Origin of the sequence: Nodosilinea sp. FACHB-131, assembly GCF_014695395.1 — a bacterium.
Classification (GTDB): Bacteria; Cyanobacteriota; Cyanobacteriia; order Phormidesmidales; family Phormidesmidaceae; genus Nodosilinea.
The window spans coordinates 90,703-111,989 of record NZ_JACJOF010000011.1; the positions used below are offsets into that span (position 1 = coordinate 90,703).

A 21,287-nucleotide genomic window follows, 5' to 3' on the forward strand; every position below is an offset into this window, starting at 1 on the left:
CTCGCCAGAAAGGGGTAGGGCAAATGTTACTCTATAGGCTGGTTTGGCATATTGCTGAACCAGCCAGCTGTCGTGTTTGTCCTTGGTAGGCTCTAGGTCAAAATGGCTCGTCTGAACGATCGGCGATCGAGGCGTGGCCGATGCCTCTTTCAGAACGGCAGCTGAATCGATGGACTGTATTGCTACTGCGCCCCTATGTTAGAATCCTCGCTGCTGCGCGCCCTAGTCTGGACGGACTATCGACTGGCGGTTTTGTTCACCGTATTTTTGCCCCTAGTGCTGCTGATTTGGGCCTTTGTGCAAAAAAACGAATCCATTCAGCACCTGCTTACCATCTACTGGAGGGTGGCCAGCCTGCTGATGATCACCGTCTATCTGATGATTGGCGGCTTCAATATCAGCTTCCTCGCGGGGTTGATGGCGCGCATTCTGATTCCGGTGGGGCTGTGGTTTTGGGTAGACCTCAACGAAGAAATTCGCGAGCAGCCCGACTCGCTGCTCAAGCTTCTCTTTAGTGCCTGGCGCTGGGCCATTACCCTCTTCAACATCATTGGTGGGGCGATTTTGCTCGGCTTTTTGCCCTGTGCCTTCTCCAACGCCCGCTTTGGCGCGGTCGATTGCCAAACCTGGCTAGAGCCACCCTTGCTCTACAAAGAATATTTCCACGCTGGCTATACCAACGGCTTCCTAGGGTTCTTTGGCATTTTGGGGCTGATCATCTACATGGCGTCGCTGGCCTGGTTTGTGTTTGTGCGCCTGGGCAAGCAGGGTCGTCAAGCGATCAACTAAACCCGCCATGATCCCCGGTTTTCGGCTAGAGCAATTTACCCTCAGGCGCCCCCAGCTAGTGCTGCTGGTGCAGGCCGTTGTTGAGGGCGAAGCCGACGAGGTGCTGATTTTTCGCGGCTTCTCTAGCTCACTGATGCACCCTACCGCCGCCGACCCCGACGTGCCCGTACTACCTGGAAATGCCGTTATCAAGACCATCGATATCATGGCTGGCCCCTACAATCCTGCTACCCCTCAATACCTGCACCGGGGGTTAGCCTGGACTGACGTGCTGCCGCTGTTAGAAGCGGCCGGGGTTTAGGGGTTGTTTGAGGGAAAGGCAAGGGTACAGGGGGAAGAGGATATGAGGTTTAGGGTGCAGGGTATAAGGATTAGGAGCCAAGCTCTGCGCCTTCCACCTTAAACCCTACACCTTGCATCCTATACCCTCTTACTCTTCTGTCTTCCCTTCCCGCAGATGCTTGGGCTGCCACCCTTCGTGGTTTTTTTGCGGGGCGCGGGAGACGACGAGGCAGTTGTCGGGAGCATCCTTGCGCACTACTGACCCGGCGGCGATGGTGACGTCGTTGCCAATGGTAACGGGGGCAACGAGGACGCTGTTGCTGCCGGTTTTGGTGCGATCGCCAATCACAGTCGGGTGCTTCTTGTAGCCGTCGTAATTTGCCGTAATCGTCCCTGCTCCCACATTTACCTTATTGCCCAGGGTGGCATCGCCCAGGTATGACAGGTGAGCTACGTTGGTGCCCGCCCCTAAGGTCGATTTCTTGATTTCCACAAAGTTGCCGATGCGACAGCCGTCGCCCACTACCGCCTCACCCCGCAGGTGGGCGTAGGGACCAACCCGCACGCCGCTGCCCACGCTGCTGTCGCTGACTACCGAAAAGGCCACAGTGGCGTTGGTTCCAATCTGGCTATTTTCAATTAAGCTGCCGGGGCCGATGCGACTGCCGGTGCCCACTACGGTTTTGCCTCGTAGATGGGTCTGGGGCTCGATGATCACGTCGGGTTCGAGCTGGACTGTAGTGTCAATGGTAGTGCTGTCGGGGTCGATCAAGGTGACTCCCGCTGCCATCCAGTAGTCTTTGATGCGGTCTTGTAGAATGGCGTAGGCCTCGGCGAGCTGCTTGCGGCTGTTGATGCCAAAAATCTCTTGGCAGTCTTCCACATCTACCGCCATGGCTGGGGTTAAGTCCTTGACGACGTCGGTAAGGTAATACTCCTGCTGGTCGTTGTCGGCGCTGAGGTGGGGTAGCACGGTCATTAGCTGAGCCCAGTTAAAGCAGTAGACCCCGGCATTAATACGCGGGTTTTGGCGCTGGGCGGGGCTACAGTCGCGGTGCTCGACAATTTCGGTAATCAGGTTTTGCTCGGTGCAAAACACCCGCCCGTAGCCCGTCGGGTCGGTGAACTGAGCCGTGAGCAGGGTGGCGGCGTTGCCCTTATCCCGGTGGGTCTTGACCAGGGTTTGAATAGTCTCAGGCCGCAGCAGCGGCACATCGCCATTGAGCACCAGCAGATCGCCATCAAACCCTTCTAGGTGAGGGATCACCTGCTGCACGGCATGGCCGGTGCCGAGCTGTTCGGTCTGTTCCACAAAGGTGAGGCCGGGGACGTGGGCCAGGGCGGTTTTGACCTGGTCTTGACCAAAGCCGACGACGATGATGGTGTGGCTAGGGTTGAGGTCGGCTAGCCCATCCAGCACGCGTTCGACCATTGATTTGCCGCCCACCGAGTGCAGCACCTTGGGCAGGCTCGATTTCATGCGGGTGCCGCGCCCGGCGGCAAGAATGGCGACAGCGACCATGGGTGATGTCCTTAGTGGGGATGGCTCGAAGGAGTATATCGCGGTTTGGGGAGGGGGTGAAGGGTAAATGGGTGGGTGAGTGGATGGGTGGATGGGTGGGTGAGTGAGGGGTAAGGGGGATAAGGAAGGTGGGGGAGGTGGGGGGGTAGCCTGATGGGTTTGGGTTAGGGGGTGGGGGATGGGGTGGTTGGGGGGGGGGAGGGGTTGAGGCTGCGGAAGTAGCGGCTGCCGACAAGGGCTAAAAAGCCCAGGTAGGCGATGATCTGAAGTAGATATAAATGATCGCGGTAGCCGAGCAGGGTTTTGAGGACGATGCCGGGGAATTGGCGCTCGGGTAGGATGCTGCTGCCATCCCAGACCAGTGGGCCGAGGATGCAGGAGCTTTGGGCGAAGCAGAGATCGGCGGCGGGGTTGATTTGGCTGATGGCGGCTAGGGCTGCATCTAGATTCTTAAAGACTGATACCACCAGGCCGCCGACGATCAGGAGGAGGAGTACCCCCATCACCTGAAAGAAGCGCTTGAGGTTGATGCGCAGACCCCAGCGAAAGAGCGCCAGGCCGATGAGCACGGCACCGAGCAGTCCACCCACAGCCCCCGCGACGGCAGACACACTGGTTTCGACATTGGTGAAGATAAACAGCACGGTTTCAAACCCCTCGCGCAGCACGGCGATGCAGACCAGGCTAAAGACGCTCCAACCAGCGGTTTGGGCCTCGTCGAGGGCCGATCGCACGGTGCCTTCAATTTCGCCTTTGAGACTGCGGGCCTGACGGGTCATCCACAGCAGCATCCAGCTCAGCATGATGATGGCGATCGCCCCAAACAGCACATTCAACAGCGGCTTGATCACCGTTTGCAGACTGGGCAGCACCTGCTGAATCTGCTGAAGCCCCAGCCCCAGCGCAATGCCGAGCATGACGCTACCGGCCAGCCCGGCAGCGATGCCCGCATAGGCCCAGGGGTTGAGGCTTTGGCGGTTGGCCTTGGCCAGGCAGGCCAGCACAATGCCGACGACCAGGGCCGCTTCTACCCCTTCGCGCAGAGTGATAAAAAACGTGGGCAGGGCAGCGGTGAAATCCATGCTTAGGGCCATGCTGGGTTTGGTTATGGGGCTATTGGTATTGTGTCAAACAACCTCACCCTTTGCCGTGAATCTGGGCTGGGCCAGCGGCACGAGGTTGGCATTCGTGGTTGGAAATGCGTTGGCCCTAACTATCGACCACGACCCAGGCTCCCCCCCGACGACCGTCGCCTATCCCTGAGAGAGTGCCATCGGGGTCAACCGCTACGGCATGGACGCCGCCAAAAAACATGCTGGGAGCCTGCCACCAGGTGCAAACGTCATCGCCGGTAATGCCTTGGGCAGCGATCGCCGCCTGTTCGTAGCCCGGCTCTAAATGTAGTGCCCCTCGTTCCCAATGGAGGCGGGGCGCGCTGACGGCGGCTTCAATATCCATGCCAAAGTCGAGTACGTTCGACACTACCTGCAAAATCGCGGTGCGAATCCGGTTAGACCCACCCGAGCCCAGCACGATATGGGGTTTGCCGTCTTTGAGCACTATGGTGGGGGCCATCATCGACGACATGCGCTGATTAGGTGGCCATTGGTGAAAGCCCTGAGGGCTGAGGTCTTCTTCGCCCAGCATATTGTTCATCATGATGCCGGTGCCGGGGATGATGCAGGCTGAGCCTTCGCCGTTGGAGGTGGTGAGGCTGGCGGCGTTGCCCTCACCATCGATCGCGCTAATGTGGGTGGTGCTGCCCCACCGATTGCCGCGCTGGCTGAGGGTGGCCCGGAGCTGTTCTAGATAGGGGGCCAAGTGGGCCGGGCTAAGAAACTCTTCAGCAATATCGGGGCGGTAGAGGTGGTCGTCGTAGCCCCGCTGGCGAGCCAGGTTGGTCAGGCCCATGACGTCTCGCAAAATGGCCACGTGGCGGGGGCTGCTGTGGGGAGTGCAGGCGGGCGACACCTGTGACAACAGGTGCAGCGCAAAGGCGATCAGCGTACCGCCAGAACTGGGGGGCGGGTTAGTCAGAATCGTGTCGCCGCCGTAAGCTACGCTCAAGGGGTCGCGCTCGATCACGCGGTAGGTTTGCAGATCCTCCAGGCTCAAGTAGCCGCCGTGGCTCTGGCAGTCTTGGGCAATCGCATGAGCCAAATCGCCCTGATAAAACCAGTCGGCTCCGTAGCGCACCAGGTCGTGCAGAAAGGCAGCGAAGTCGGGCAGATAGAGGCGATCGCCCTGGGTTAGCAAGTCGCCCTGCGGCGCATAGATTGCCCTGGCAGCAGCGGTAGCCGTGAGAATAGGCGCTAGGATCTTAAAGCTGTAGGCGCGAAAGGCATCGACCTCAAAGCCGTGAGTAGCCCAATGCTGAGCTGGAGCGACAATTTTCTCTAGCGGCAGTCGCCCTAGCTTTTGATGGACATGGAGTAGCCCTGCGATCGCCCCAGGCACCGCCATCGACCCTAGTCCAATGTGAAACTCCTGGGTGGTATCGCCAAAGTTAGCGTGGATGGGGTAGAAATCGGGCGATCGCTCAGTTTTCTGCGACCGGGGCGTCTGGCAAAAAAAGTCGAACAGCCGGTTGTCGCCCGCCGCCGTATGGGCTAGCAGAAAGCCGCCCCCTGCCAGGGAGGTCAACGATGATTCCACCACGCAGGCGGTGAAGGCAGCGGCGATCGCGGCATCAAAGGCATTGCCGCCCTGGCGCAGCATCTCTGCCCCAGCTTCGGCGGTAAGGGCGTGGCCCGCCGCGATCGCGCCCCGGTTAGGCTTAAGACTACTCATAGCTGGCTAGTATAGCCTTAGCTCCAGTCTTCGCGGCCTCGGCCTAACCCCTTGTAGACTTCGCCCTGCTGATGGATGGCGCGGGTTTTCTCAAATAGCTCGGCCTCGGTGAGTTGCCAGCGGGTAAGAGCTTTTTTAAGGTCGGTTTGAATGTCGCGAGCCCCAGGGAACCCCTCATAGCGAGTCATCAGCCGGGCTAGCTCGACGAGGTTGAAATCGTTGGCTTCTCCAGCCAAAAGCTGGTTTACCACCTGGCGATCAGTCTTGTACTGAGGATGTTGCTGGTCTTTAGTGATATCAGACATAGTGGGCCGTTTAGTGGCTAAGAAGGCTGGCTTCGGTCACGGGGTAGACAGCTCAGGGACAGCGGCCTCAATCAGGCCGCCGCCAAGCACCCGATCGCCGTCGTACCACACCGCTGCCTGGCCAGGGGTAACACCAAACTGAGGCTCGTCAAAGACAATACGAACGCGAGCGCCCGTGCCATCCCCACTCGGCAGGGGCACCAGCGTGGCCCCCACCGCTTCGCTGCGATAGCGAATTTGTACAGAGACCTTCATCGGTTCTTCGGGAGCGGCGATCGAGACCCAGTTCACCCGCTGCACGGTGCAGTCGGGCAGGTGGGCATCGCTGCGATCGGCCACAATTACATGGTTTTTGCCCATGTCAAAGCCCACCACGTAGAGCGGGTTGGCGGCAGCAATGCCCAAGCCTTTGCGCTGGCCAATAGTGTAGTGGTGAATGCCCGTATGCTGACCGAGAATACGGCCTTCGGTGTCGACAATGTCGCCGGGCTTGGGAGCCAGGTATTTATCCAAAAAGGTTTGCATCGAGCCGTGGTGCTCGATCAGGCAGAGGTCTTGGCTGTCGGGTTTGGCGGCGGTGTGCAGGCCCAACTCAGCGGCCATACGACGGGTTTCGGTCTTGGTTTGGTGGCCGAGGGGAAAGTCGCAGGCGGCCAGTAAATCCTGGGTGAGGTCGTAGAGAAAGTAGGACTGATCTTTGGCCGGATCGACGGCGCGGCGCAGCTCATAGCGTCCCGTTTCAGCATTTTGGGTGATGCGGGCGTAGTGGCCTGTGGCAATGCGATCGCACCCCAGCTCCTCCTTGGCGTACTGCAACATCGGCCCAAACTTGACCGCCCGGTTGCACTGCGAGCAGGGCAGGGGCGTAATGCCGCTGCCGTAGCCTTCTACTAAATAGTTAATGATTTCGCGCTCAAACACCTCGCGGCTGTCCACCACGTGGTACTCAATGCCCAGGTCTTCGCAGAGTTTGGCCGCATCGACCATGCCCTCAGAGCAGCACTGACCCTTGCCCTTCATCAGCCACAGGGTGAGACCTACCACGTCGTACCCCTGCTGGTGCAGGGTGGCCGCCGCTACAGAGCTATCTACGCCGCCGGAGAGCCCGACTACAATCCTTTCCATGGCCAAAATTCTGCGCCTAAACCGCTAGTGAGAGTTCACGGGTGGAAATTTCACCTTGTAGGGCAAAATTTCAATCTAGCCTCCCATTCTAGCTCACGGCCTTTAGCCCTACAGAGAGGTTGGCGTAGCTGGGGCTAAACCGTCAGCGGCACGGTTTCAATCAGCGGGCAAATATCTCCAGGTTGCGGGTGGGGCTGCGACTCTGCCCAGCGATCGCGATAGTCCTCTAAATCGGCTTTAAACGCCGTCATCTGCTGAATCTGGTCTTCTAGCTGCTGAATTTTGTCTTGCAGCAGCGATTGCACAAACCCACAGGGCACATCTCCCCGCTGGTGAACGTTGAGCACATCCCCCACATCTTCTAGGGAAAAGCCCAATGCCTGAGCCTTTTTAATGAACTGCACTTGGTGTACCGCTGTGGGCGAATAGTAGCGATAGCCGTTATCACCGCGCTCAGAGTGCAATATGCCCAGACTTTCGTAATAGCGCAGTGCCCCCACTGCAATACCGGTTTGTTTAGCGACATCGCCAATTTTTAGTCGGGTTGCCACAGTCATAGTGAGCCTTCGATATCGACATCCCTATCCTAAACTCTCCAGTTTCCTGGAGGGTCAAGGCATTCTCTCGCCGATCGCTTTTCCTAGCGAAAGCGGCTAATTGTGCGACCGGTAACCGCAACTTCTAGCCCACCCACAGCTTGCCGCCGCTACACTGGTCAACAAGACCTATGTTGATAGTTTTGCCAAGGAATATGACTCGGACTGCACGATCTAAGCGCCGCCAGACCTCTTCTAAAACGCTGTCGTTGATTCTCGGGCCTTTGGGGATAGCAGCGCTCATGGTCGCCCTGCTTGGCGGTCTGTGGTACCGCAACCGCCCACAAACTGTGGCCTTTGAGCCCAACACCAGCGTTGGCGAAGCGGCGATGGCGGCGATCGAAACCTTCCCCGACCAAGGGCAGGCCCACGTTAGCCCTGGTCAGGCAGTCAACTACGACAGCGACTTCCCCACCTCTGGCCCCCACGACCCCAATCCCGTACTGCCCGGAGTTTATACCCAGGAACAGCGGCTAGAGCAGCTGGTGCATTCCATCGAGCACGGCAACATCGTGATTTATGTTGACCAGCCTGGTCAGGCCGCGATGGACACGCTCACGGCCTGGGCCAGCGAATTTCCAGGCCTCTGGGATGGGCTTGTGGTGGTGCCCAAGGCCGGTTTAGGAAAAGAAGTCGTGCTCACCGCCTGGACGAAGAAGCTGATTTTGCCGGAATTTGAGCCAGAAGCCGCTGCCACCTTTATCGACACTTATCGCGGACGCGGCCCTGAGAACCCGGTGCGGTAGGTCGGGGAATGGGTCAAGAGGAGGGAATTTCGCACCGAGAACCCCTCGCCCCGAGCGGTCGTCACAGTAGGGGCCAAACGGTTGTTTGCCCTCCTCAGGGAGATTTGCCCCGAGCCATGTCCTTAAGTTTCATGCCGTAGCCAGCGTTGGCAGATCGCGCTGGGCACCCTAGGCTCAGCACTCTGTAAGGTTGGCTAATGCTGACATCATCGCCCCATCAATTGTTTATGGTTAGCGGCAAGGGCGGCGTGGGCAAAACCACCCTTTCCTGTGGGTTTGCGCGGCAGCTAGCTCAACAGCACCCCAACGAAACGGTGCTGCTGCTCTCCACCGACCCGGCCCATTCTCTCGGGGATGTGCTGCAGCTTGCCGTCGACAACACGCCCACCCCCCTGCCCGATTTGGCAAACGTGCAGGTGCGTGCCCTGGATGCGGCGGCACTGCTAGAGCAGTTTCGGGCTGACTACGGCACCGTGCTGGAGCTACTGGTTGAGCGGGGCAGTTTTGTGGAGGGCGATGATCTCAGCCCGGTGTGGGATATGGGCTGGCCCGGCCTCGATGAGCTGATGGCCCTGCTAGAAATTCAGCGAATTCTGCGCGATCGCGAAGCCGATCGCGTCGTCGTCGATATGGCCCCCAGCGGCCATACCCTCAGCCTGTTTGCCCTGATGGATTTTCTCGACACCCTGCTGGAGGCGCTGGGGCAGTTTCAGCAAAAGCACCGCACCCTGACCGAAACTTTGGCGGGTCGCTATACCCCCGATCGCGCCGACCAGTTCATCGCCGACATGCGCCACGATCTAGAGCAGGGCCGAGCGCTGATTCAAGACCGCGATCGTGCGGCCTGCTGGGTGGTGGGCATTCCCGAACCGATGAGCCTGGCCGAGAGCGATCGCTTCATCACTGCCCTAGGGCGATTGGGAGTCCCCCTGGGGGGCCTAGTGATCAACCGCGTGCTTCAGGAGTCTGGTCATATTGACGATACCCACCGCCGGGTGCTAGCTCAATTTGAGACGATCGCCCAGGGGCACCCGGTGCTGTGGGTGCCTGCCCAAACTCAGGAACCACTGGGCGGCGTTGCCCTCGATACCCTCATGCTTCAGGTTAAGCCCCTGACTCCGGAGCAGACCGTAGCTGATCCTGTCGTCGGACAATCTCCAGTACTCGCATGGCCACAGCCAATTTCCCCTAGCGTAGAAGACTTGGTAGCGGCGGGACGGCGGCTGATTGTGGTTGGTGGCAAGGGCGGCGTAGGCAAAACCACCGTGTCGGCAGCCCTGAGCTGGGGGCTGGCCGAGCGCCATCCCGAGGCCAACCTGCGAGTCATGTCCATCGACCCGGCCCACTCCTTGGGCGACGCCTTTGGCCAGCCCCTGAGCCACGAACCCACCCTGCTGCGGCCTAACCTCCAAGCCCAGGAGGTCAGCGCCGACATGGTGCTCGACCAGTTTCGCACTGACTATCTGTGGGAACTGGCCGACATGATGGCGGGCGATGGCGACATTGCCAGCGGCATTCAGATGGCTTACGGCCCCGCCGCCTGGCGGCAGATCGTCGCCCAGGCTTTGCCCGGCATTGACGAAATGCTCTCGCTAATCACTGTCATGGATTTGCTGGAGCGCAATGAGCAGCAGCTGATTGTGCTCGACACTGCCCCCACTGGTCATCTGCTGCGGTTTCTAGAGATGCCCACCGCCCTGGGCGACTGGCTGGGATGGATCTTTAAGCTTTGGATTAAGTACAAAGATGTGGTGGGCCGGGTGGAGTTTATGGGCCGCCTGCGTACCCTGCGGCAGCGGGTGCTGGCCGCCCAAGACAAGCTCAAAGACCCCCAGCACACCGAGTTTATAGGCGTGGTGCAAAACCAGTCGGCGATTTTGGCTGAGGCCAGTCGGCTAAACCACACCCTGGGCGATCGCGGCATTGCCCAGCGCTATATCGTCCACAACCGCTACCAAGCTGGCAGCGATTTACCGGCTGAGCTGTTTCCCCACCAGTGTGTGGTGCGGCTCCCGGCGCTGGTGCCCTGCCCTAGCGCTTTTGACCAGGTGAAGCAGGCCGCCTATCTGCTGCTCGCTCCAGAGTCGCCCCAGGCTTAGGACAGCCAACTTTAGCCCAGTATTTCTAGGGCCGCACCTGTCAGTTTTGAGGTTCAGCAGGGCATACTAAAGCCAGTTCTGGGCTAAATTGGGCGGGGCGGTAGCAGGGTATTTGAAACCCACACTTAGCTGTCGCTATATTCTTCGGCCCCAGCACAGACTTTCCGGAAACCTGAACTATACTTAATGGCACCGCCTACCATGGCCTTCGACACCGCGAGAGGAATCAACTGTGGCAAATCATAGGATTTTGGTCATCGATGATAGCCGGGTGATTCGCATGCGGGTGCGCGACATGCTTCCCCAGGGCAATTTTGAAGTCATTGAAGCCCAAGATGGTGTAGAAGGCATGGATGCCATTCGCAGCCAACGCCCCAACCTGATCATGCTCGACTTCTTGCTGCCCCGTATGAGCGGCTGGGAAGTCTTCCAAGAAATTCAGGCGAACCCAGACCTTCAGAATATTCCCCTGGTGCTGATGTCGGGCCGCAAAGAAGAAGTTACCGAAAAAATTACCGAGCCCTTCGAGTACTTCGAGTTTATTCAAAAACCCTTTGAGCAAAAAGAACTAATCGAAGCCATCAAAGCGTCGATGGTCAAGGCCCGCAAGCCACGTCGTACCCCAATGACAGCCCCCGCCTCAGCAGGTACTGCGGCGTCATCCGGTGGTGGCGATGTGAGTGCCGCCGAATTCCAGGCTCTCCAGGCCCAGGTGACCCAGCTGCAAGGCGAGGTGGCCCAGCTCAAAGGCCAGCTAGGCAAAATGCTGGCCTATATCAAACAAAAGCTGAAGTAGAGCAATTTGGAGCGGCGGCAATACAACAGGCATTGTGCTGCCGCCGCCCATCGGAATGGGTACTGCACCCTAAGCTCAGCAAACTTTTAGGCTCATAAACTATTAGCGGGGTTCAATAGCCCCGCTTTTTGCGGTGTGGGCGCCATCACCATTGTGGTTGTGGTGTTCTGCGCCGTTAGGCAGCTCCGTAAACGCCTGCTGGGGTACCCCGATGGCAATGCCCGCCTTATCAAAGGCGATGCGCAAGCGGCGGCGAAACTCACGTGCCACCAAAAACTGCTTGAGGGGTCGGGTGCGAATCCAAATCAAAAGGGTGAGGCCTGCGTGGGTCATGCTCTCAACCCCCAGCATTTCGACTGGGTTGAGAATGGCGTAGCGCCACTCGGGGTCACTGGCCATAATCTGGGCGGTTTCATGTAAGACCCATAGGGCTTCATCAACGTTGGTACCGTAAGCCACATCAATGAGAATATTGGCCCGCGACCAGCTGCGACTGAGGTTTTCGACCTGGGCAATGAGGCTGTTGGGCAAGGTGACCAAACGGCCATCTTCGCCGCGAATTTGGGTAATGCGCAGGTTGAGATTTTCCACAATGCCGGTGGTGGTGCCGGTAGTGACCAGATCGCCAATGGCGTACTGATCTTCCAGCAAGATTAAGAAGCCGTTGACTAGGTCTTTAACCAAATTCTGGGCCGCAAAGGAAATGGCCAGGGCAGAAATTGCTCCAAAGGCCAGCAGCGACGCTGGAGCAATTCTCAGAGTCTGTAGCACTAGCAGGGTAGCTAGGGCGTAAATGACGGCTGTCTTGAGTCCTTTGAGGGCACCGATAATGGTCGAAATGCGCATCGATTTGCGCTGAATGTCGTCCAAATCGCCCAGTTCGTTTTTGCTCCAGGCCTGGGCTACTCGCTCAATGGCCAGATTGGCCAGTCGGTTGAGCAACCCGGTGAAAAACCAGGTCAGCAGCAGCAGCACCGGAATTGAGAACAGCCCAAAGGCATAGCTGCGGGTTTGCGGAAAAATGTAGAGCCCGCTGGCGATGCCCGTAACCCACACGAAGGCAATGCCCCAAAACATGAGCCAGCGCAAGAAGGCTACGACCTGAAGCCGCTGGGCCAGGGTGAGCTGGTAGCTAAACACCTGCAAGAGCTGCTGCTCGGGGACATCGGCTCCGGGGGAAATGGGGAGATTGTTTTGGGCCGTTTGCTTTTGCTCTAGCTCACTTTTGCGCCTGCCCAGCACTCGCCAAATGGCAGTTAGCACAAGGGTTAGCAGCAGGCTGGCTAGCAAAATCCAGAGGGTGCGGCGAATTTGCCGTCGGCGAGCTTCGGGCAGGCGACTGTCGACTGCCTGCCGCAGCGAGGCGCGCAGCACAGCCTGCCAGCGTTCGGCCAAGTCGAGTTGCGACACGCCGTTGTACTGAGCATCGGTGTCGGTAATGGTGAGCAGTACTCTCGGCTCGATCAGGCCTGCTCCATTTGCAAATAGCACCGGCTGGCCGCTAATGGTTTCAATGCTGACATCAATGGCTGAGCTATCGACGGCGTTATCGTCATACATCATCTCCAGGGTGCGGTTGACCACCTGGTTGAGATTGGTCTCGATCTGCCGCGCGCGCACCTCAACGGGCACCTCCGCGCCCGCTTCGTTGCGGTTAAATACCGCAGGGGAGGCAATGTCGAATAAGGGGGTGCCATCGAGGGCAACGACGGTGGTCTCAAGCAGGCCAATGCGCTCTACCCCAGCTGGGGGAAGGGTGCTGTTGCCGCCGAAGGGGTTGGAGATCTGGGCCACGGCTGGGGACAGGCCCCAGCCTAGGGTGAGTAACAGTCCCAGCAGCGCTAGCAGCAGCTGCATCCACCGTTGGGGACGGCTAGACCTAGTCGTCGGTTTGGGTGTGGGTCTGGGCATAGAAGAACGCGATCGCAACAATAGGGCGGGGCAGGGTTACCCCTGGGTTGTTTTAGCATCCTGACAACCTCAGTTGCACAGCCTAGTCTACAACTGCGTCAAACGTAACCCTGTTTTTCCCACTGTCACATCAGGATCCAATTCGCTCAGATTAGCCCCCTGACGGCATTGCCCAACGCCGGTACGATTGTTCCCGACTCACATCAAAATACGCCTTTGGAGATATTTTGAGAGGGCTAGACTCTTCGGAGCCTCCAAACTTGGGCAACCAATACCTATCGCCTATGCCGCCAGGGCAGCACAGGCAACAGGCTAAAAAAACAGCCGTAGTCAAGCGGAGTCGTTACCCCAGTTTGAACATCACGTTATTAGGAGCAAAGGGTGTTTACCCCGCCCTCAAGGCCAGGAGCTAGAAAAACCAGCCGTAGCTGTGCAGCCCTTTGCCGAGAATGTTTACCCCCAGATAGCACACCCACACCACCACAAACCCTGTGGCAGCGAGAATCGCTGGCCGACGTCCCTGCCAGCCCTTGGTGATGCGGGCGTGGAGGTAGGCGGCGAACACCAGCCAGGTAATTAGTGCCCAGGTTTCTTTAGGGTCCCAGCTCCAGTAGGAGCCCCAGGCTTCATTGGCCCATACTGCCCCGGCAATGATGCCGATGGTGAGCAACGGAAAGCCCAGGCCAATCATGCGGTAGCTGATGTTGTCGAGGGTGTCGGCCAAGGTCAACCGCTGGGGTGAAAGGGTGACGGTGGCGGGTTTTTCGAGCACCGCTGCGCCCCCAGTGGACATGGTCATCACCGTAGATGCTTCAGCGGCATCCTCAGCCCGACGCAGCTTAACGTTGCGAAAGCCGCCGGTGCCTACGGAGCTGCCTTTGAGCTCTACTGCCTGGCCTCGGGTGACGAGGAGGAATGCGATCGCCAACAGCGCTCCTACCAGCAGCGCCGCATAGCTCAGCAGCATCACGCTGACGTGCATCATCAGCCAGTTCGACTTGAGGGCAGGTACTAGCGGCTCTGAGCCCTGCATGGTGTCGGGCAGGGTCAGAGTGGCAAAGGCGGCGATCGCCATGGCAATGGGAGCAGTGACGGCCCCCACCAGAGAGCTGCGGCTCATGCGCTCGGCCACCAGGTGCATAGCGGTAATGCCCCAGGTCAAGGCAAATAGCGATTCGTAGAGGTTGCTCATGGGGAAGTATCCCCCCTCGATCCACCGGGCCCCGAGCAGAGCGGCGACGGTGAGGTTACCCACGGCCATGGCGGCAGTGCCCAACGATGGCAGAACGGTGGCCTTGGGAAAGGCTACGCCGCACCAGTAGAGCAGCATTGCCGCAAACAGCACCGCAAAGGATGCATTGTCAAGCCAACCCTGGAGCGCAATCAGATCCATGTTCGGTAGCCATGAGGAGTCTTTCCTATCGTACCGATTTTTCGGACCGACTTTTGCGGGTTGAATTGTCGAGGCGGCGGTGAGAGTTATTGGGGCGTGGAAGGAGCGGTATCGGGAGCGGCCTCGGGGGTGGCTTCTGGAGTAGGAGTGGCTTGGGGCTCGTCTCCGCCGGGGAGGGGGCCCGGGCGATCGCCTCGCTTGAGCGCCGCCGTTATGTCGTAGCGCACCTGGCGATCGCTGAGCACCGTCGCCGTTACCCCAATCGCCTCAATGGCTTCAGAACTCAGCAGCCCATCCTGGGGCAGGGGCGGCAGCAGCAGGTTGTTTTCCACCCCGGTGAGAGTCTCTAAGTTAATAAAAAAGTGGCCGTTGTTGGGGCGCGGTGCGTTGCCGGTAGTGGTCTGGAAGAGGTCGTTTTCGCCCAGGCTGCGGTTAGGGGTTGGGGCCACCTGCTCGGCAATGCCCTGCCCCACAGTCAAGAACGCAATATCGCCGTCGAGCCAGCCGTGGGCCATCACCAATGAGTCGAAGGGCGAGGTCCAGCGGGTGACGGGCACGCCGCCTAGCTCCGTGGTCTCGATCGCAAAGCGGTAGCGGCTCTCCATCACGGCGTCGAGCTGTTCAAAGGTGGCAGTGGCGGCCTCGCGATCGTTGGTTTTGACCATCAGCACCAGGGCCGGGTTCGGCAGCGGTGGGGCACTGCCATCCCCAGCTGGTGGAGGTGGGTTGAGCACCCCTAGAGCAAATTCTCCAGCCATCCAGGGCAGCAGGTTTTCTTTCAAACTTAGGCCAGTGGCGGTTTGCAGCCCCAGAGCTAAATCGTTGGCCCGCAACGGCAGCAGGGCCGAGAGCTGCTCGCCAGCCTCAAAGTCTTCCCAAAACTGTTGAAAATCGCCCCCAGACACCGCTACCAGAGTGCCCGTGGGCAGCCGCTGGGGCATTTGGTCGGCCTTGTTGCCGGTGGCCAAGGCCTGGGGGCCGGGTTCTAGCCAGCTAATGCCCTGAAGACCGACGCCGCGGCTTTGCAGCGCGATCGCCCCTACCAGACCCCGCGGGGTCTGAAACGCCCGCAGCCGCTCAGGGGCAATGGGTGGGTCGGCCGCCGCAGCTACGGTTTGAGACAGGGCTGGCACATCCACATAAAAGCGGGCTAGAGGCCGAGTTTCGGTAAGTTGCTCAAAGGCTTTGCCCACCCCAGGGCGGGTAACCAGCGACTCGCCCCCCCGATAGGTATCGATTGCCCGCTTCAGCAGGGGCAACTGGGGACTGAGCACCGCCGTCTCGGCGTCGAGCACGGCAGCGTAGAGAGGAGTGTCTGCCTCGCCGTTGAGCTGCTGTAGCGTCACGCCACGGTAGGGCTCTTCTACTGCCTCAGCATTTCCCAGCCGCTCGCCCAGGTCGTTTTGGGCGCGGTTGGCATCGGCAATGGGGATGACCACCAGCAGGTTTGAGGCCAGGGCCAGTTCAGGAGCGGGCAGCGATGGGGGCAAGTCGCTCGAGCCGGTCTCAACGGGCAGCACCGCCAGGGTAATCTCGGGGCCAACCCAGGGCTGAATATCGCGGGCAAAGTTGAGGTCTTGCTCGCCCAGCAGGCGATCGCGCCACTGCACTAGCTGCTGGTCAAACTGGGCCTGGGTGGTCTCGGTACCAAACTGCCGCAGTCGTCGCCACTGAGCTTCATCGCTGCTCAGGGCCACCACCGCCAGGGCATCGGCCGGAATGGCGTTAGCCCCAGCGGGCAATGTTTTGGCTAGTTGCCCGTGCCGGGAGGTGGCCCAAAAGGTCAGCGCGCCGCCGCCAATAAAGAGGAGAGCTGCGCCTATGGGCAACAGCAGCGGAGGCTTTTTCTGCAGCAGCTTAGAATGCAACACGATGGGAGCCTGGCCAATTTGCCCTGCCACTCTAGCAAAGAACTTCGCCAACGGACCACGGGTTGCGGCGCGCCCTAGCGAAAGCGAAAGTCGTATCCGGCGTAGCGATCGCCCTCGTAGAGCACCACCAACCAGGTTTGCGGGTCAAACTCCAGGGGGTAGGCCTCGCGCTCTGCGGGCAGCCCCGCCTCGGTTTTGCCCGGCGATAGAACGCAGTAGGGCACCTGAAGAAACTCCTGCACCGTGGCCTTGGGCGCTTGCAGCTCGGTTTCTAAGAGCTTTTTAATTTGGTCGCGCGAGACTAGCGCCTTGGGCTGCTCTTGCCGAATGCAGGTAAAAGCCTCGGCCTCCTGCACCTTGCCCTGATCGGGGTTGGGTGAAATCAGCAGCGCTGCTAAAGCGAGCATTGAGCCCCCCGCCATGCCTCCCGCCATCAGCACCTGGCGGGGCTGAGGACGGTCTGAGAAGGCTCTATGGGCAGTCCGTCGCGGTCGGGACGCGTAGGCATAAGGGCCAGGCTGAGGCCGCACCGATCGCGGCGGCATCGCCTGATGGTTCACCGGGCGAGGATGCACCGGCTGGGGCTGGGGTGGCTGATAGTGGGCCGACACAGGGTAAGAAGAACGTTGAACCATGGCGTTGACCTTTGCTATTTACCGTTTGAGATAAGGAAGTGCCCAATGCTGGGCAGCCAAAGTCTTTACTCTGGCTTTGCGAGCTTGCTTGAAACAAAGAACTAGCACGGGGTCCTTGAGCACAGGTGTTCTGCACTCAGGGTCACCTGGGGCTAAAGGTGATTGGCCGCCGAGGGGTATAGCCCCGAAACGGGGCCTAGGTGGCAGCGAAGAGGGTGGGAAATTGATAGACTCAAGTATAGTACAAGAATACTATTTGGCAATCAGGTAGGCCAATTGTTTTTTGTTACGGTTTGAGAAGTGCTGTCTTGTTTTTTTGTGTTTCCCTAGGGGCTACTGAGGCTAAAGCCGAAACGCTATGAACAGAACCATCGTCTGGTTCCGCCGCGACCTGCGCATTTCTGACCATGAGCCGCTGCTGCGGGCGGCCGGACGGGGGCTAGTGGTGCCGGTGTTTGTGTTCGATCGCGCCCTGCTGCACCATCCTGAAACCGGCTCGGCTCGGGTGGCGTTTTTGCTGGCCGCCCTGCACGCTTTGGATGCAGACCTGCAAGCTCTGGGTGGACGGCTAATTGTGCGATCGGGCGATCCAGTTCAGGTCTTGCCCGATTTGGTCAAGGAAACCGGCGCTGACGGCATCTATGCCCACACCGATGTTGAGCGTATCTATGGTCGGGTGCGCGATGCCCGCCTCAACCAGGCCCTCGCCCAGCAGGGAATGAAAATCCGCTGGTTTGAGCCCACGGCCAGCGCCGCCGAACTCATCCCTTACCCCCAGTATCGTGAGCTGTGGCATCGGGAGATGGGCCAACCCCTGGTGCCCACGCCCCAACAAGTGCTCGTACCGCCCGAGATCCCTAGCGATCCATTACCTGCTCTGGATGCCTTAGGCCATCGGGCTGACGAAAAGCCTATTCCCCTCGCCAGCACCGCCGCTGCCCGTGCCCTGCTGCAAAGCTTTTTGACCGACAAGGCCGATCGCTACTACTGGCAGCTGTCGTACCCCAGTGCCGAGGCCACTACGGGCCTTAGCCCCCACATCAAGTTTGGCGTGATCTCGGTGCGAGAATGCGTGCAGACCATTCGCAGCGCGCCTGATTTTGGCGACAGCCGGCTCCGCCGCAGCCATCAACAATTAATCTCGCGGCTGCGGTGGGGCAACGGGTTTACCCAGCGGTTTCGGTATCTGCCGCAGCTAGAGCTGCGATCGCTCTACCGCACTTTTGACGAGGATGGCTGGGCCTTTGATCCCGATCTCTACCAGGCCTGGCAGACTGGCCACACCGGCTTCCCAATTGTGGATGCCGCCGCTCGCTGCCTGCAGGCCACGGGGGGGTATTTAGCGCTGAACTTTCGCACCCGCGCCATCTATGCCAGCTTTCTCAGCAACCTGGGCGGCATCGACTGGCGCTACGGGGCGCTGCACTTTATGCGCCACTTAATAGACGGCGACTGCCCCATCGACCATTACCAGTGGGCGATGCAGTCGGGGGTGACTCACTGCATCGACAAAACCTGGACGCGCATTTACAACCCTGGCCAGGTGGCGGTCGATCGCTGCGACCCCGAGGGCGAGTTCATCAAGCGCTGGGTGCCGGAGCTGGTGGATGTGCCCCCCGCCCAGCTCGGTAGTCCGCCGACTCTCTCGGGCTACCCCGCCCCAATTTTGAACTATAAAGCGGCTCGCCAGCGCCGGGTCAAACTGCTCGAAGCCCAGCGGGGCAAGTTTCTCAACGCTAGCAACCTGCTGCCTCACCTGGCGCAGATGCCAAAGGATCTGACGCCCTTTGGCGTTGAAGTCTATGGGGGTGAGGTGGCTTGGGCTAAGGATGCGATCGCCCATCTCTTCCCCGCCGCGCTGCCGTTGGCTGACCTGGATGCCGCGCAAGCGGCGGCGCTACGCACCTGGTTTGTGGCCCACGTGAGTGTGCTGCCGCCGCAGTCGCGGCGACGAAAGCCGCAGGCTTTGGCCACAGACTCCAACATTCGCCAGCTCACGTTGCTGGGGGATATCAAATAGCAAAATTCTGGCGGTATTGAGGTGAGTTAGACAGAGCTTAGGTCTTGCCCCTAGCTCTGCAAACCCCAGGCTTTTTTGAGCCCCTGGAGCCGATAGTAGGCGGCTTTAGGCCGGTTTTCGCGATTGAGCAGCCCGCCAAAGGGCCAGAAAACAGCCTGGTCTGACAAATCCCACCAGGAGACCACTTCGATTTCGGGTTTGCTGTAGCCCAGGGTGTAGATCTGCTCGACCCAGTCGGCCTGAACCTGCTCGCTCCAAGGGGCGTGCCACATACCTTCAGCCTCGCCCATGATCGAAATTTCATCGATGCCGGTGTTAGAAGAACAGCCCATTTCGGTGATGTGGATGGGCTTGCCCAAGCCGACGAAGCGATCGAGCATGCGATCGATTTCGAACATATCCTGGTCGGGATAATAGAGCTGTAGACCAATCACCTCAAAGTCGATGGCGGCGGCCAGACAGGCTTGGAGGTACTGATAGGGGCTGCGCTGGGGCGGGCCGTAAATCGCCACGTTGCGCGCCCATAGGCAGCAGCTATTAATGACGCGCTGCACGGCGGGGTAGCCCTCCTTTGCCGCATCGCAGGCCATACGGGTGAGGTCGAGAAATTGGTCTTGGTCGTAGCCTAACTCGTTGCCCCAGGGGACGATATGGCCTTCATTAATCACGTCGTAGGTGGGGATTTGGCTGCTGTACCGCCGCGTGATCTCCACGATGCGCTGATGCAAGGCTGCTTTAACTTGCTCGTAGGGCAGTGGGCGTACCCAGTCGGGCACGCTGACCTCGTGGAACCAGGTGAGCGGGTGACCCTTGGGGGCAATGCCCGCCTGCCGTAGCCATGCTACCTGAGTATCGACTTCGGTATAGGTGGGTTGGCCCTGCTCAGGTTCAAAGGGTTTCCAGTAGAAGGGCACTGTGGCAGTAGTGAAAAGGGCCTCAAAGTGGCGATCGTACTCCGCTCCCAAGCCGGGGTGGGCAAAAGCATTGCAGCCCAGTTTGAAATTCTGGCGCGGTGGAGTGCGGGCAATGCGCTGGCGGGCGCGGCTGAGGGCGGCTTCTTCTCCAGCCCATAGCCCTTCCACCAGGGCGTTGTTCCACAGCGGAATCTGGGTTTGCAGGTCGGGGGATTGGCTGGTCTGGGTGAGGTAGGCCTGGGCGCGGTGGAGACGATCGCGCACACTCTCAGGAATACCGTAGCCCTGACGCTGCCAGCGATCGCACGCTTGGCTAACTCGATAAAGGCGATCGCGCGCAAATGCCCCGTTCAGCACTAGCGGAAAATCCGTTGGTGTAAAGCCGCGCCCCTGGTTGTCAGCGTAGAGAGTGATGTCGCCAAAGCCCTCGACGGGGAGCTGAAGGGCGATCGCGAAGCGGCCCGCTGGCGGCTGGGTAGTGAGAATGCCGTCCTCTACGGCGCGATCGGGGTGGGGAATGGGTTCGTCGTCTAGACCTAGAAAGTAGAGGCGGCTGAGTTCAAACTTGGGTAGCGGATCACTGTTGGGCAGGTAGGCGCGCAGGGTGAGCGGCGGTGGACCAGCGAGAAGTTCACCTGAGACATAGCCTAGACCTGAAACTGTGAGGGCAGTGGTCGTGGTATAGCGCAAAAAGGGGCGACGTTTCATGGGGTGCTTCCCAAGTAGTAGACGATATTTTCTCCCTAGTTTCGCCCGGTACCAAGATAGTCACTTATCCAGTAGCCTCGAAAATGCCGTTATTGCGCAGCAGTGATACATAAACTACTCCCAGCGTGAGTCGCTCCCAGTTCGGTTGATTTAGGGTCCAAACGATTCCACCGGCCCAGGCTGTCCACCCGACTGGGCCTAACACTAGGGCGATCGTCTGGTTCATGCCCATATACACTGCAAACGGCAATGTCAGGCCCAAGGAATTCGTCAGCCCACCCAGCACCGTATTAGCCATCAAATAGACGCCAAACCCACTCATCTTAGCCGCCGCGATCACTCCACTGCTCAGCAGTAATGCTTCTAAGCGAGGGTCATCGCTTTCTCGCTGCATCTCCATCACGACCTTTTGCTGCTGCTCGGGCGAAAGCTGGTCGAACATATCGTGAAACAGCTTGGACACCACCGCAGCCTCAATTTTCTGAGTGGGTAACTCATACCACTGCCGCCCGGCAAGCAGCGCTAACCAGTTAATCCCTACATGGTCAGCGACATCTGTCACCACCTGCTTCCATGACGACTGCCAAAACAGCTGCCTAATAGTGCCAGCCCGCAAATATTTGATGTGATCGCAGAGCGTATCTGGCTGGCTGCCAAATCCTGAGCCGATGAGTTCGCCCAGTTCATGACGCTGCTCATCTGTCGCGGCTTGGACGATATCGTAGAACTCGCGCATGGTGAACCTGAAGCGACTAAAGGCTATTAATGCTTTCAGGTTGCGCCGC

General features: G+C 59.3%; 18 protein-coding genes. 6 read left to right on the forward strand and 12 right to left on the reverse strand.

Translation table 11 applies throughout. The annotated features are described in order from the left end of the window. Positions 1 to 195: 195 nt before the first annotated feature. Both H6F75_RS06980 and H6F75_RS06985 read left to right on the forward strand, forming a co-directional pair. Positions 196 to 789, forward strand: a complete 594-nt coding sequence (locus H6F75_RS06980; protein WP_190750558.1) for a DUF3177 family protein — start codon at positions 196 to 198, stop codon at positions 787 to 789. 7 nt (positions 790 to 796) lie between these two features. Further along, the gene (locus H6F75_RS06985; RefSeq protein ID WP_190750560.1) at positions 797 to 1,090 is read left to right on the forward strand and encodes a hypothetical protein; all 294 of its coding nucleotides are present in this window, start codon (positions 797 to 799) and stop codon (positions 1,088 to 1,090) included. 129 nt (positions 1,091 to 1,219) lie between these two features. On the opposite strand, the gene glmU is transcribed toward H6F75_RS06985, so the two are convergent. The 6 genes from glmU to H6F75_RS07015 form a co-directional block, all read right to left on the reverse strand. Next, positions 1,220 to 2,593, reverse strand: a complete 1,374-nt coding sequence (gene glmU, locus H6F75_RS06990) for a bifunctional UDP-N-acetylglucosamine diphosphorylase/glucosamine-1-phosphate N-acetyltransferase GlmU (RefSeq protein WP_190750562.1) — start codon at positions 2,591 to 2,593, stop codon at positions 1,220 to 1,222. A gap of 164 nt (positions 2,594 to 2,757) precedes the next feature. Next, on the reverse strand, positions 2,758 to 3,675 hold the full coding sequence (locus H6F75_RS06995) for an FTR1 family protein (protein ID WP_190750638.1): 918 nt from the start codon (positions 3,673 to 3,675) through the stop codon (positions 2,758 to 2,760). A gap of 127 nt (positions 3,676 to 3,802) precedes the next feature. Continuing rightward, positions 3,803 to 5,383 carry a gamma-glutamyltransferase gene (gene ggt / locus H6F75_RS07000; protein WP_190750564.1) on the reverse strand — a complete coding sequence of 527 codons (1,581 nt, stop codon included), beginning with the start codon at positions 5,381 to 5,383 and terminating at the stop codon, positions 3,803 to 3,805. Between the two features lie 17 nt (positions 5,384 to 5,400). Continuing rightward, positions 5,401 to 5,688 (reverse strand): DUF3288 family protein, encoded by a 288-nt coding sequence (locus H6F75_RS07005; protein WP_190750566.1) that lies wholly within the window; start codon positions 5,686 to 5,688, stop codon positions 5,401 to 5,403. 36 nt (positions 5,689 to 5,724) lie between these two features. After that, complete coding sequence (mnmA, locus tag H6F75_RS07010) at positions 5,725 to 6,813, reverse strand: tRNA 2-thiouridine(34) synthase MnmA (protein WP_190750567.1); 1,089 nt, start codon at positions 6,811 to 6,813, stop codon at positions 5,725 to 5,727. A gap of 134 nt (positions 6,814 to 6,947) precedes the next feature. Beyond that, positions 6,948 to 7,370 carry a heavy metal-responsive transcriptional regulator gene (locus H6F75_RS07015; protein WP_190750569.1) on the reverse strand — a complete coding sequence of 141 codons (423 nt, stop codon included), beginning with the start codon at positions 7,368 to 7,370 and terminating at the stop codon, positions 6,948 to 6,950. A gap of 194 nt (positions 7,371 to 7,564) precedes the next feature. On the opposite strand from H6F75_RS07015, the gene H6F75_RS07020 reads away from it, so the two are divergent. The 3 genes from H6F75_RS07020 to H6F75_RS07030 all read left to right on the forward strand — a co-directional run bounded on the left by H6F75_RS07020 (position 7,565) and on the right by H6F75_RS07030 (position 11,050). Next, the gene (locus H6F75_RS07020) at positions 7,565 to 8,155 is read left to right on the forward strand and encodes a DUF3105 domain-containing protein (RefSeq protein WP_190750571.1); all 591 of its coding nucleotides are present in this window, start codon (positions 7,565 to 7,567) and stop codon (positions 8,153 to 8,155) included. Between the two features lie 197 nt (positions 8,156 to 8,352). Then, positions 8,353 to 10,254 carry an ArsA family ATPase gene (locus H6F75_RS07025; RefSeq protein ID WP_242019771.1) on the forward strand — a complete coding sequence of 634 codons (1,902 nt, stop codon included), beginning with the start codon at positions 8,353 to 8,355 and terminating at the stop codon, positions 10,252 to 10,254. Positions 10,255 to 10,486: 232 nt separating this feature from the next. Then, positions 10,487 to 11,050, forward strand: coding sequence for a response regulator (locus tag H6F75_RS07030; protein WP_190750573.1), 564 nt, complete (start codon positions 10,487 to 10,489; stop codon positions 11,048 to 11,050). Positions 11,051 to 11,152: 102 nt separating this feature from the next. Here the strand turns inward: H6F75_RS07030 and H6F75_RS07035 are convergent, their stop codons facing one another. From H6F75_RS07035 to H6F75_RS07050, 4 genes are all read right to left on the reverse strand, one after another. Continuing rightward, on the reverse strand, positions 11,153 to 12,961 hold the full coding sequence (locus H6F75_RS07035; RefSeq protein ID WP_190750575.1) for a mechanosensitive ion channel family protein: 1,809 nt from the start codon (positions 12,959 to 12,961) through the stop codon (positions 11,153 to 11,155). A 409-nt stretch (positions 12,962 to 13,370) separates the two neighbouring features. Then, positions 13,371 to 14,354, reverse strand: coding sequence for a c-type cytochrome biogenesis protein CcsB (gene ccsB / locus H6F75_RS07040; protein ID WP_190750577.1), 984 nt, complete (start codon positions 14,352 to 14,354; stop codon positions 13,371 to 13,373). An 86-nt stretch (positions 14,355 to 14,440) separates the two neighbouring features. Beyond that, positions 14,441 to 16,276, reverse strand: coding sequence for a DUF3352 domain-containing protein (locus tag H6F75_RS07045; RefSeq protein ID WP_190750578.1), 1,836 nt, complete (start codon positions 16,274 to 16,276; stop codon positions 14,441 to 14,443). 23 nt (positions 16,277 to 16,299) lie between these two features. Beyond that, on the reverse strand, positions 16,300 to 16,860 hold the full coding sequence (locus H6F75_RS07050; protein WP_190750581.1) for a hypothetical protein: 561 nt from the start codon (positions 16,858 to 16,860) through the stop codon (positions 16,300 to 16,302). A gap of 358 nt (positions 16,861 to 17,218) precedes the next feature. On the opposite strand from H6F75_RS07050, the gene H6F75_RS07055 reads away from it, so the two are divergent. Further along, positions 17,219 to 18,880: an FAD-binding domain-containing protein gene (locus tag H6F75_RS07055; RefSeq protein WP_190750583.1), complete on the forward strand. Its 1,662-nt coding sequence runs from the start codon at positions 17,219 to 17,221 to the stop codon at positions 18,878 to 18,880. Between the two features lie 50 nt (positions 18,881 to 18,930). Here the strand turns inward: H6F75_RS07055 and H6F75_RS07060 are convergent, their stop codons facing one another. Next, positions 18,931 to 20,502 (reverse strand): endo-1,4-beta-xylanase, encoded by a 1,572-nt coding sequence (locus H6F75_RS07060; protein WP_190750585.1) that lies wholly within the window; start codon positions 20,500 to 20,502, stop codon positions 18,931 to 18,933. A 64-nt stretch (positions 20,503 to 20,566) separates the two neighbouring features. Beyond that, complete coding sequence (locus H6F75_RS07065; RefSeq protein ID WP_190750587.1) at positions 20,567 to 21,238, reverse strand: hypothetical protein; 672 nt, start codon at positions 21,236 to 21,238, stop codon at positions 20,567 to 20,569. Between the last annotated feature and the right edge of the window lie 49 nt (positions 21,239 to 21,287).

Excerpts from the sequence above, each read along its gene's own strand:
- H6F75_RS06980 (WP_190750558.1), top strand. The coding sequence starts at position 196 with ATGTTAGAATCCTCGCTGCTGCGCGCCCTAGTCTGGACGGACTATCGA.
- H6F75_RS06985 (WP_190750560.1), top strand. The coding sequence starts at position 797 with ATGATCCCCGGTTTTCGGCTAGAGCAATTTACCCTCAGGCGCCCCCAG.
- glmU (WP_190750562.1), bottom strand. The coding sequence starts at position 2,593 with ATGGTCGCTGTCGCCATTCTTGCCGCCGGGCGCGGCACCCGCATGAAA.
- H6F75_RS06995 (WP_190750638.1), bottom strand. The coding sequence starts at position 3,675 with ATGGATTTCACCGCTGCCCTGCCCACGTTTTTTATCACTCTGCGCGAA.
- ggt (WP_190750564.1), bottom strand. The coding sequence starts at position 5,383 with ATGAGTAGTCTTAAGCCTAACCGGGGCGCGATCGCGGCGGGCCACGCC.
- H6F75_RS07005 (WP_190750566.1), bottom strand. The coding sequence starts at position 5,688 with ATGTCTGATATCACTAAAGACCAGCAACATCCTCAGTACAAGACTGAT.
- mnmA (WP_190750567.1), bottom strand. The coding sequence starts at position 6,813 with ATGGAAAGGATTGTAGTCGGGCTCTCCGGCGGCGTAGATAGCTCTGTA.
- H6F75_RS07015 (WP_190750569.1), bottom strand. The coding sequence starts at position 7,370 with ATGACTGTGGCAACCCGACTAAAAATTGGCGATGTCGCTAAACAAACC.
- H6F75_RS07020 (WP_190750571.1), top strand. The coding sequence starts at position 7,565 with ATGACTCGGACTGCACGATCTAAGCGCCGCCAGACCTCTTCTAAAACG.
- H6F75_RS07025 (WP_242019771.1), top strand. The coding sequence starts at position 8,353 with ATGCTGACATCATCGCCCCATCAATTGTTTATGGTTAGCGGCAAGGGC.
- H6F75_RS07035 (WP_190750575.1), bottom strand. The coding sequence starts at position 12,961 with ATGCCCAGACCCACACCCAAACCGACGACTAGGTCTAGCCGTCCCCAA.
- ccsB (WP_190750577.1), bottom strand. The coding sequence starts at position 14,354 with ATGGATCTGATTGCGCTCCAGGGTTGGCTTGACAATGCATCCTTTGCG.
- H6F75_RS07050 (WP_190750581.1), bottom strand. The coding sequence starts at position 16,860 with ATGGTTCAACGTTCTTCTTACCCTGTGTCGGCCCACTATCAGCCACCC.
- H6F75_RS07055 (WP_190750583.1), top strand. The coding sequence starts at position 17,219 with ATGAACAGAACCATCGTCTGGTTCCGCCGCGACCTGCGCATTTCTGAC.
- H6F75_RS07060 (WP_190750585.1), bottom strand. The coding sequence starts at position 20,502 with ATGAAACGTCGCCCCTTTTTGCGCTATACCACGACCACTGCCCTCACA.
- H6F75_RS07065 (WP_190750587.1), bottom strand. The coding sequence starts at position 21,238 with ATGCGCGAGTTCTACGATATCGTCCAAGCCGCGACAGATGAGCAGCGT.